8 protein-coding genes are annotated in these 10481 nt (G+C 60.6%); 6 read left to right on the top strand and 2 right to left on the bottom strand.

What is annotated here, in order from left to right:
* Window positions 1–1807, bottom strand: a 1807-nt coding sequence (locus V7080_RS18845; protein ID WP_334189934.1) for a preprotein translocase subunit TatB, incomplete at its 3' end; no start/stop codon positions are given.
* 141 nt (window positions 1808–1948) lie between these two features.
* On the opposite strand from V7080_RS18845, the gene V7080_RS18850 reads away from it, so the two are divergent.
* Genes V7080_RS18850 through V7080_RS18860 form a run of 3 tightly spaced genes read left to right on the top strand, consistent with a single transcriptional unit; the run spans window position 1949 to window position 4573 of the window.
* On the top strand, window positions 1949–2803 hold the full coding sequence (locus tag V7080_RS18850; RefSeq protein ID WP_334189935.1) for an AAA family ATPase: 855 nt from the start codon (window positions 1949–1951) through the stop codon (window positions 2801–2803).
* A gap of 10 nt (window positions 2804–2813) precedes the next feature.
* Window positions 2814–3410, top strand: a complete 597-nt coding sequence (locus V7080_RS18855) for a GNAT family N-acetyltransferase (protein ID WP_334189936.1) — start codon at window positions 2814–2816, stop codon at window positions 3408–3410.
* The gene (locus tag V7080_RS18860) at window positions 3404–4573 is read left to right on the top strand and encodes a vWA domain-containing protein (protein ID WP_334189937.1); all 1170 of its coding nucleotides are present in this window, start codon (window positions 3404–3406) and stop codon (window positions 4571–4573) included. The genes V7080_RS18855 and V7080_RS18860 overlap by 7 nt, the downstream gene beginning before the upstream one ends.
* A gap of 54 nt (window positions 4574–4627) precedes the next feature.
* On the opposite strand, the gene V7080_RS18865 is transcribed toward V7080_RS18860, so the two are convergent.
* On the bottom strand, window positions 4628–5425 hold the full coding sequence (locus V7080_RS18865) for a response regulator (protein ID WP_334189938.1): 798 nt from the start codon (window positions 5423–5425) through the stop codon (window positions 4628–4630).
* A gap of 341 nt (window positions 5426–5766) precedes the next feature.
* Here V7080_RS18865 and V7080_RS18870 point away from each other — a divergent pair, with 341 nt between their 5' ends.
* The 3 genes from V7080_RS18870 to parC all read left to right on the top strand — a co-directional run.
* Window positions 5767–7755, top strand: coding sequence for a DNA topoisomerase IV subunit B (locus V7080_RS18870; RefSeq protein WP_334189939.1), 1989 nt, complete (start codon window positions 5767–5769; stop codon window positions 7753–7755).
* 3 nt (window positions 7756–7758) lie between these two features.
* Window positions 7759–8535: a transglycosylase SLT domain-containing protein gene (locus V7080_RS18875; protein WP_334189940.1), complete on the top strand. Its 777-nt coding sequence runs from the start codon at window positions 7759–7761 to the stop codon at window positions 8533–8535.
* Window positions 8536–8557: 22 nt separating this feature from the next.
* On the top strand, window positions 8558–10481 hold a 1924-nt coding region (parC, locus tag V7080_RS18880), incomplete at its 3' end, for a DNA topoisomerase IV subunit A (RefSeq protein ID WP_334189941.1).

The following is a 10481-nucleotide window of genomic DNA, read 5'->3' on the forward strand; positions in this document are numbered from 1 at the left end:
TGACATGCCGGACATCGACCGGCAGCCCGAAAAACTGGGCCACTACCGGCGCCATGCCGAGCATGATGCCCAGCGAGACGTTACTGACGGTGCCCGCCAGGTGGCTCTCCAGCCAGCATGCCCAGCGCTCGGCACGCGACGCGCCCAGCGCATGGACCAGCCGACGTTGATGCGCCAGGGCATCGCGCAGACGATGCAGCGCGAACCAGTTGTCCGCAAACCCGGCTGCGAGGCTGGCCAGCCAGAGCAATACGCCGGTGAATGCCGCAAACAGCGGTGTCGGCCCCAGCAGGGACAGCCCGCCGATGGTTGCATCGGCTTTTTCGGGCGTGAGGATCGATCCGCCGGACAGGCTCAGGACGGCAAACGATACCGCGAGCATGGTCGGTATAACGGCAACCAGGTTGCCGATGACCGCCGCCGCCTGGGAGCGCAGCAGGCAGATGATTTCCGTGAGCAGCGATCGCAAGCCGTCGACGGTATCGAGTGCCCCCATCTTGGCGGCGAGCGCGGGTGCCGTCACCGCGGGCTGCTTGGTCGCCAGCACACCGCCCAGCGCGGAAATTGCGAGAAACACCACCACATAGGTCAGTGATGCGGCCGCGCCGTTAAAGAAATGCGCCAGGCCGACCCCTGCCAGTGCGAATTTTCCCATGACCGCCAGCGCGGTCAGTACGCCGCCGACACAGGCCGCCTTGAGCAATGCACTGTATTCCGCCCTGTCGCGCGCGATGTATTGTTCGCCGTGCGATGCATTGCGTTCAACCATTTTGCGCGCCAGCAGCGAAAAGCTGCGGCGAACAAGGCCGCCGACCGATGACCGGAGGCGGTGCGCATTGATCAGGTCGGCAAGGAGGGTTTGTGCCTGGCCGACGTGGGCGGCGCCGTCCGGCCTCGGTGCGGAACGCAGGTCGATCAACCGCGCCATGCGCGTCAGTTGCGCACGCATGCGTTCAATCCTGTACACCAGCCCGACGGACACGCCATATTCATCGAGATGCGCGTAAATACGGTCGGTCTGCGCCTGGCAGACCGCAATCAGCATCCGCACGCTTCGCAGCGCTGCTTCGTCATGCGCGCCGGCAGCCAGGTACTTTTCCAGTTCGCGCCGCAATGCCATGAATGGCGTGGCCTGCATTCCCAGTTTGGGTTCCAGTCTTTCGCGCACGTCCTGGCTGATGCCGACGGCGACGATCATGGTGACGAGATAGATGAGTGCCTCGTCGATCTGCTGCCGGTAGCTATGCTCGATGCCGTCATCCGCACACAACTTCCAGAGGCGTGACAGCGTGGCATCGTCGAGCCCGAGCAGCCAGTCCGCATCGGCGCGGGTAGGAAACATCGACGTCAGCAAGGTGGATAAATCCTGCTGGGACGGCGGCTTTGGCAGTATCGCCTTGATCAGCCGCTGCGCCAGTTCACTGAAAAACGCCGGTTCGCGCGGCAGTCCGGTAGCGCAGAACAGCTCCGGCCCGACCGCTTCGCGCAGTGTTTTTTGCAATGTAGCCTGCACCACCCGCCGCACGGCGCGGTGGTTATCCAGCCAGTCGAGCAGGAAGACGGTACGCTGCTGCCGGATGCGCCGCCAGGCTTCCTCGTCCAGCAGGCTGGATTTCGGACCGCGGCGCAGCCAGTCTGCCACGTCGATCATCCAATTGGCGCGTTCGCTCCAGCCGGCGAAGGGATTGGCGCGCCGCATCAGGGCGTCGACCTGGAGCGAATACTGCAGGTGATGCCTGTTGTGGTGCGGAGAGGCACGGCAGAAGCGGCGCCACATCACCCAGAGCCGGAGAAAGGTAATTTTCATGTATCGGTTTTCGGGAACAGGGTGGAAACAGGGGAAGCGGTGGATCAGGCCGGACAATGCGCGGCTTCGTCATGGTGTCACCGGCTCGCAAGTTCTTTCTCGCTTATACTTGGTTTTATTTTCTTCTTGATGACACGTGCCATGCGACAAGAAACACGCTTTGAAGGTTCCCAAAATTATGTTGCCACCGCCGATCTGAAACTCGCGGTCAATGCTGCCCTCACACTGCAGCGCCCATTGCTCATCAAGGGCGAACCGGGCACCGGCAAGACCATGCTGGCCGAGGAAGTGGCGGAAGCGCTCGGCATGCCCTTGCTGCAATGGCATATCAAGTCCACTACCAAGGCGCAGCAAGGCCTGTATGAATACGACGCGGTATCGCGCCTGCGCGATTCCCAACTCGGCGACGAGCGCGTAAAGGACATCCACAACTACATTGTCAAGGGTGTGCTGTGGCAGGCCTTCACCGCCGATCAACAAGTGGTGCTGCTGATCGACGAGATCGACAAGGCGGATATCGAATTCCCGAACGACCTGCTGCGCGAGCTGGACCGCATGGAATTCTTCGTCTACGAGACACGCGAGATGGTCAAGGCGAAAAACCGCCCGCTGGTGATCATCACATCGAACAACGAAAAAGAATTGCCGGACGCCTTCCTGCGCCGCTGCTTCTTCCACTACATCAAATTTCCGGACAAGGACACGATGGCGCAGATCGTCGATGTCCACTTCCCGCAACTGAAAAAAGACTTGCTCGCCCAGGCGCTGCAAACTTTCTATGAAGTGCGTGAAGTCGCCGGCCTGAAGAAGAAGCCGTCGACCTCCGAACTGCTCGACTGGCTGAAACTCCTGCTGGCGGAAGACATCCCGCCGGAAGCGCTTCGCAGCAAGGATGCAAAGAATGTCGTTCCGCCATTGCATGGCGCATTGCTGAAGAACGAGCAGGACGTGCATCTGTTCGAGCGGCTGGTGTTCATGTCGCGCACCAACCGCTGATGACGCCATCATGGGCTTCGTGCAACCGGCAACACTGGCGGGCCGCCATGTGAAGCTTGAACCGCTGGCGATGCAGCATCTCGAAGGATTGAAGGATGCCGTGCGCGACGGCGAGTTGTGGAAGCTGTGGTACACCGTAATCCCGTCGCCCGACGGCATGGAAAAGGAAATCGCCAGGCGGCTGGACTTGCAGCAGAAAGGCAGCATGCTGCCTTTCACGGTGCGGCGACAGGACACCGGCGCGATCTGCGGCATGACGACCTACATGAACATCGATGCCTTGCATCGGCGTGTCGAGATCGGTTCGACATGGTATGCGCAGAGCGTGCAACGCACGGCGCTGAATACCGAAGCCAAACTGTTGTTGCTGACACACGCGTTCGATGAACTCCGCTGTATCGCAGTGGAATTCCGCACCCACTGGATGAACCACGCTTCCCGCGCTGCAATCACGCGGCTGGGCGCGAAACAGGATGGCGTGCTGCGCAACCATCAGCGGATGGCCGACGGTTCCTACCGCGACACGGTGGTGTTTTCCATCATTGATGCGGAGTGGCCGACCGTCAGGCGCCACCTGCAATACAAACTCGAGGATGTATCGTGTTAATCGATTTTTTCTTCACGCTGAAGGACGCAAAGATTCCGGTGTCGATCAAGGAATTCCTGATGCTGCTGGAAGCGATGCAAAAGAACGTGATCAGCCCGTCACTGGATGATTTCTACTTCCTGTCGCGCACCACGCTCGTCAAGGACGAAGCCCATTACGACAAGTTCGACAAGGCGTTCGGCATGTACTTCAAGGGCATCGACACGATCTTCGAGAAGCACCCGGAGATTCCGCTGGAATGGCTGATGAAGCGCATGGAGCGCGAACTGACGCCGGAGCAGAAGGCGGCGATCGAGAAGTTCGGCTACGACAAGCTGATGGACCGCCTCAAGGAACTGCTGAAGGAACAGAAGGAACGCCACGAAGGCGGCAACAAGTGGATCGGCACCGGCGGCACGTCGCCGTTCGGTAACGGCGGCGAGAATCCGGAAGGCATCCGGATCGGAGGTGAAGGCGGCAACCGCACGGCGGTCAAGGTATGGGAAGCACGCTCCTACCGCGACTATGACGACGAACGGGAACTCGGCACCCGCAATATCAAGGTGGCGCTGCGCCGCCTGCGGAAATTCGCCCGCGAGGGCGCCGAGGAGGAATTTGCACTGGATGACACCATCCGCGCCACCGCCAACAATGCCGGCTATCTCGACATCAAGATGCAGCCGGAGCGCAAGAACAACATCAAGGTCCTGATGCTCCTCGATGTCGGCGGCACGATGGATGACCATATCGCGCGCACCGAGGAATTGTTTTCCGCCGCCAAGACGGAATTCAAGAACATGGAGTTCTATTACTTCCATAACTGCGTCTACGACTATTTATGGAAAAACAACCGCCGCCGCCATGCGGAACGCTTCCCGACATGGGACATCCTGCGCAAGTACACGCCCGATACCAAGGTGATCTTCGTCGGCGACGCCACCATGAGTCCCTACGAAATCCTGCAACCCGGCGGCTCGGTCGAGTACAACAACGAGGAAGCGGGAGCGGCCTGGCTGCAGCGGTTTACCAGCACCTTCCCGAAATTCATCTGGCTCAATCCGGAACCGGAAGGCTTGTGGCAATACCGGCAATCGATTTCCGTGATCCGCCAGATCATGAACAACCGGATGTTCCCGGTGACGATCGACGGCCTGGAACGGGGCATGCGGCTGCTCAGCAAATAACACCGGCCGGCAGGGGAATTTTCATGCCTACCCGCCGACGTTCAATGCGATGCGTCAACGCACATTCGGCAGGAATTTCTTCAGTGCGCTGAGAAGGTGGTGGCTGACCAGTGGCTTGACCAGGTAGCCGTCGGCGCCGGCGTCGCGCGCCCGCGCAAGGTCGTAGCCGAAACTTTGGCCGGTAAGGAAAATCACGGCGATCCGCATTCCGGGCTGGTTATCCTTGACTGTACGGCAGAGACGATAGGCGTCGACGTTCGCCGTGGACGTATTGACAATTAGTATTGCGACGCTTTGCCGCTTGCAGAATGCGATCGCGTCCGCTTCGCCGTTTACCCAATCCACCGCCAGCTGGTAGCGGGTGACCATCTTCTGAAGGTGGTCGCTGAGCACCGGGTTTTTGTCTACGACCAACACCATGCCGTTTTCCGGCAATTTGGCCCGCATGCGCTCGTATTCCGCCGGGTCTCGCAGGTCCAGGTCCAGCCGGTCACGCCGGCGGCGTTCGGGAACGGTGACGATATCCGATGCCTCCAGCTTGGAGAGCGCATCCGCCCTCTTCTCGACCAGGTCATCGAGCGCTTCGAACAGTTTGTGCCATTCGATCGGCTGCTCGATGTACGGGTATGGCAGTTCCAGGTCTGGCTTCCCGACCAGCAATGCTGGACGGACCCCGCTGGGACGAAGATCCGATAAGCGGACCAAGGCGCGCAATGACAGTCCGTTCGCGAGGTAGATGTCGGGGTCGCGCAAATTGTCTTCCTGCAAGCGAAAATATCCGTAACCTTTGCCTTGCTCATGCGTGAAGACGGCGTCGAACTGGTCCTCTTCGTCAGACGAAAATCCAATCATTCGGACTGCAAAAGGGAAAGGGTGCGCGGACATAGTGTCGCATTTTATAAATATTTTGAAAGTTGCATGATATTAATTGTTTCTGTGTTGCATGATTGCAGCGCCGTCCAAATTACTTGGAACGGTAGTGCGACGCCGGACACTTTTCGCTCGGAAGCGGACGGCGAAAAGCGTCGGAAATGCCGCTCCGGCACCTAGGAAACCGGCACTTCGCTCCCATATAAGCTCTTGATTACTGCTTCCGGACGGCAGGTCCGTCTGTTTTTTCATTAGAATGCATGGACTTTCATTTGTGTTTAAATGCGGTCCGCAAGCATACCGATCACCTAGCGTCTTACTGAATGGCCACTAAAAAATCTTCCGCATCCGATTACAGCGAATCATCCATCCGGGTCCTCAAGGGACTCGAGCCGGTCAAGCAGCGGCCCGGCATGTACACCCGCACTGAAAATCCGCTGCACATCATCCAGGAAGTTATAGATAACGCTTCGGACGAAGCGCTCGGCGGATATTGCAAAAACATCATGATCACGCTGAACACCGACGGCAGCGTGAGCGTCGAGGATGACGGACGCGGCATTCCGGTCGGCTTGCATCCTGAAGAAAAAGTCCCGACGGTCGAGATCGTGTTCACCCGTCTCCATGCAGGCGGCAAATTCGACAAGGGTTCCGGCGGGGCCTACTCGTTCTCCGGCGGTTTGCACGGTGTCGGCGTATCGGTGACCAATGCCCTTTCGTCAAAACTTGAAATTTCCGTCTGGCGCGAGGGCGGCCTGCACCAGCTCACCTTCTCCGACGGAGACGTGGTGCAGAAACTGAAATCGCGTCCGCTGGCGCGCGACGAAAAGAAATCCGGGACCCGCGTCACCGTGTGGCCCAACCCGAAGTATTTCGACTCGCCGGTCATTCCTCAGGCGGAACTGCAGCGCCTGTTGCGCTCAAAGGCGGTCCTGCTGCCCGGCGTGAAGGTCACGCTTGTGCATGGAAAGACCGGGGAAACCCAGACCTGGCAGTATGACCAGGGCCTGCGCGGCTACCTCGTGGAATCCCTTGCGCAGGCTTCCCATGCCGATCCGTTGATCCCGCTCTTCGAGGGCGAGCAATACGCGAACGCCGATGCCGAAGGTTTTGCGGAAGGCGAAGGAGCGGCCTGGGTCGTGGCGTGGACGGAGGAAGGTGCGATCGTGCGCGAATCCTACGTCAACCTGATCCCGACATCGGCCGGCGGCACGCATGAAGCCGGCTTGCGCGATGGCTTGTTCAATGCGGTGAAGAGCTTCGTCGAAATGCATTCGCTGCTGCCTAAGGGCGTGAAGCTGCTGCCGGAGGACGTGTTCGCCCGTGTGTCCTTCGTGCTGTCGGCCAAGGTGCTGGACCCGCAATTCCAGGGACAGATCAAGGAGAGGCTAAACTCCCGCGACGCGGTACGCCTGGTCTCGTCCTTTACCCGTCCGGCGCTGGAGTTGTGGCTGCACCAGCACGTCGACTACGGCAAAAAACTGGCCGACCTGGTGATCAAGCAGGCGCAGTCGCGGCTGCGCTCGGCGCAAAAGGTCGAAAAGAAAAAATCGTCCGGCGTCGCCGTCCTGCCGGGCAAGCTGACCGATTGCGAATCGGATGATGTCACCCGCAACGAATTGTTCCTGGTCGAGGGCGACTCCGCCGGCGGCTCGGCGAAGATGGGGCGCGACAAGGAATTCCAGGCGATTCTGCCCTTGCGCGGCAAGGTGCTCAATTCCTGGGAAACCGAACGCGACCGCCTGTTCGCCAACAACGAGATTCACGACATCGCGGTGGCCATCGGCGTCGACCCGCACGGCCCCAACGACACGCCGGACCTGTCCGGCCTGCGCTACGGGAAAATCTGCATCCTGTCCGATGCGGACGTCGATGGCTCGCACATCCAGGTTTTGCTGCTGACCCTGTTCTTCAAGCATTTCCCGCAGCTGATCGCACGCGGCAATATCTGCGTCGCACGTCCGCCGCTGTACCGCGTCGACGCACCGGCGCGCGGCAAGAAGCAGGCGCAAAAGTTTTATGCGCTCGACGACGGCGAACTGGAGGCGATCGAGGACAAGCTGCGCAAGGATGGCGTGAAGGACGGCGGCTGGAGCATTTCCCGTTTCAAGGGCTTGGGCGAGATGAACGCCGAACAGCTCTGGGAAACCACGATGAATCCGGACACGCGCCGGTTGCTGCCGGTATCGCTCGGCGACTTCGACCTGGCCGCATCGGAAGGACGCTTCAATATGCTGATGGGCAAAGGCGAGGCGGCCGCGCGGCGCGCCTGGCTGGAAGAGCACGGCAACGAAGCGGAAGCGGATATCTGAACGATGCGGCTGTCCGGTCTCCTTTTGTGGTGTTGCTTCGGACTGTCGGCGTTGCCGGCGCATGCCGATATCTACGGCTATGTCGACGCCGAGGGCATCGCACATTTCTCGACCGAAAAACTGGATGACCGCTATCAACTCTTCATGCAAGGCGGCGATTTCGATTCGTCGCGGATCGGCGCCCCGCAGGCAGGCGCAGGCAGCATGGCAGCGGCACCGGTTTCCACGCCACTCGCCAACTACCTGGTGCAGCATCCGAACCTGAAGAAATTTGAGCCGATCCTGCTGCAGGCGGCGCAGGAGTTCTCGCTCGATCCGGCGCTGCTGAAGGCGGTGATGGCGGCGGAGTCGGCATTCAACCCGACGGCAGTGTCGCCCAAGGGAGCGGTCGGGCTGATGCAGATCATGCCGGCTACCGCCGAGCGCTATGGCGTGCAGGGCGACAAAAAGAGGACCGTGGAACAGAAGCTGACCGATCCGAAAACCAATATCCGGCTGGGTGCGCGCTACCTGCGCGATTTGCACAAGATGTTTCCCGACCAGCCGGACCTGGTGGTGGCGTCCTATAACGCCGGCGAAGGCGCGGTACAGAAGTACAAGAACAGTATTCCGCCCTATCCGGAAACCCGGAATTACGTGCGGCTGGTCACGCAGTTCTACCAGCTATACCAACCCGCGGCCGCAAAGCTGGCCGTCGCGGCCTTTGCCGGCACCGCCGCCAAACGCATTCACATGACCATACCCGGACGGCGCAACATGCCGACCGCGATGCTGGATTAACACCGAATTACTGACGAACGCAATGACTGAACAAGCCAATCTTTTTGAAGAAATGCCGGCCGCGGACGGCGAATCCCTGACGCTGGCCACCTTCGCCGAACGCGCCTACCTGGACTATGCGATATCGGTCGTCAAGGGCCGCGCGCTGCCGGATGTTTGCGACGGCCAGAAGCCGGTGCAGCGCCGCATCCTGTACGCAATGAATGAACTCGGCCTCGGCCCGACCGCAAAGCCGCGCAAATCGGCTGCCGTGGTCGGCGACGTGCTCGGCAAGCTGCACCCGCACGGCGACCAGTCGGTGTATGACGCGCTGGTGCGCATGGCGCAGGACTTTTCGCTGCGCTATCCGCTGATCGACGGCCAGGGCAATTTCGGCTCGCGCGACGGTGACGGTGCGGCGGCGATGCGCTATACCGAAGCACGACTGACTCCGATCGCCCGGCTGCTGCTGGACGAGATCGACATGGGCACCGTCGATTTCGCGCCAAACTACGACGGCTCGACGGAAGAGCCGAAGCTGCTGCCGGCCCGTCTGCCCTTCGTGCTGCTGAACGGCGCCTCCGGCATCGCGGTCGGCCTTGCCACCGAGATCCCGTCGCACAACCTGCTGGAAGTGGCGAAAGCGGCGGTGGCATTGATCCGCAATCCGAAGATCAGCCATGCCGAGCTGATGGAAATTATTCCGGGGCCGGATTTTCCGGGCGGAGGACAGATCATCACTCCCGCATCCACCATCGCCGAGATGTATGAAAGCGGACGCGGTACGCTGAAAGTGCGTGCCCGCTGGAAGATCGAGGACCTGGCGCGCGGACAGTGGCAGGCGGTGGTCACCGAGCTGCCGCCCGGCACATCGGCGCAGAAGGTGCTGGAGGAAATCGAGGAACTGACCAATCCGAAGGTCAAGCTCGGCAAGAAATCCCTGACGCCGGAACAGCTGGCGCTGAAGCAGATGGTGCTGTCGGTGCTCGACCGCATCCGCGACGAATCGGGCAAGGATGCGCCGGTGCGCCTGGTGCTGGAGCCGAAGTCCAAGAACCAGGACCAGACCGAGTTCATGAACATCCTGCTGGCGCACACGTCGCTGGAGACTGGTTCATCGATCAACCTGGTGATGATCGGCGGCGACGGCCGCCCCCGCCAGAAGCGGCTCGGCGACATCCTGCGCGAATGGGTCGACTTCCGGTTCCATACCATCACCCGGCGCACGCAGTTCAAGCTGCAGAAAGTTGATGACCGCATCCATATCCTGGAAGGCCGGGAGGCGGTGCTGCTCAACATCGACAAGGTGATCAAGATCATCCGCGAAGCGGACGAGCCGAAACCGGCTCTGATACAGGCATTCAAGCTGTCCGACCGCCAGGCGGAAGACATTCTCGAGATCCGCCTGCGCCAGTTGGCACGATTGGAAGCGATCAAGATCCAGCAGGAGCTAGCAGAGCTGCGCAAGGAAAAGACTGTCCTGCAGGACCTGCTGGATAACCCGTCGTCGATGAAACGGCTGGTAATCAAGGAAATCGAAGCCGATGCCAAGCAGTTCGGCGATGCACGCCGCACGCTGATCGAGGCCGCCGAACGTGCCGTCATCGAACAGAAGGTGATCGACGAGCCGGTAACGGTCGTGATGTCGCAAAAAGGTTGGGTGCGCGCCCGCGGCGGTCATGGACACGATGCGTCGCAATTCACCTTCAAGGCGGGCGACGATTTGTATGCCTGCTTCGAGTGTCGCACCGTCGACAACCTGTTTGCATTCGGTTCCAACGGCCGCGTCTATTCGGTGCCGGTGGCGTCGCTGCCCGGCGCCCGTGGCGACGGCGTGCCTGTCACCACGCTCATCGAAATGGCGCCCGGCTCGCGGTTGCTGCATTACTTTGCCGGCCCGGCGGATACGCCGCTGCTGCTGGCATCGACCGCAGGCTACGGCTTCACCACCAGGGCCGGCGATATGG

Origin of the sequence: Noviherbaspirillum sp. (genome assembly GCF_036846085.1) — a bacterium.
In the GTDB taxonomy this organism is placed as follows: Bacteria; Pseudomonadota; Gammaproteobacteria; order Burkholderiales; family Burkholderiaceae_D; genus Noviherbaspirillum.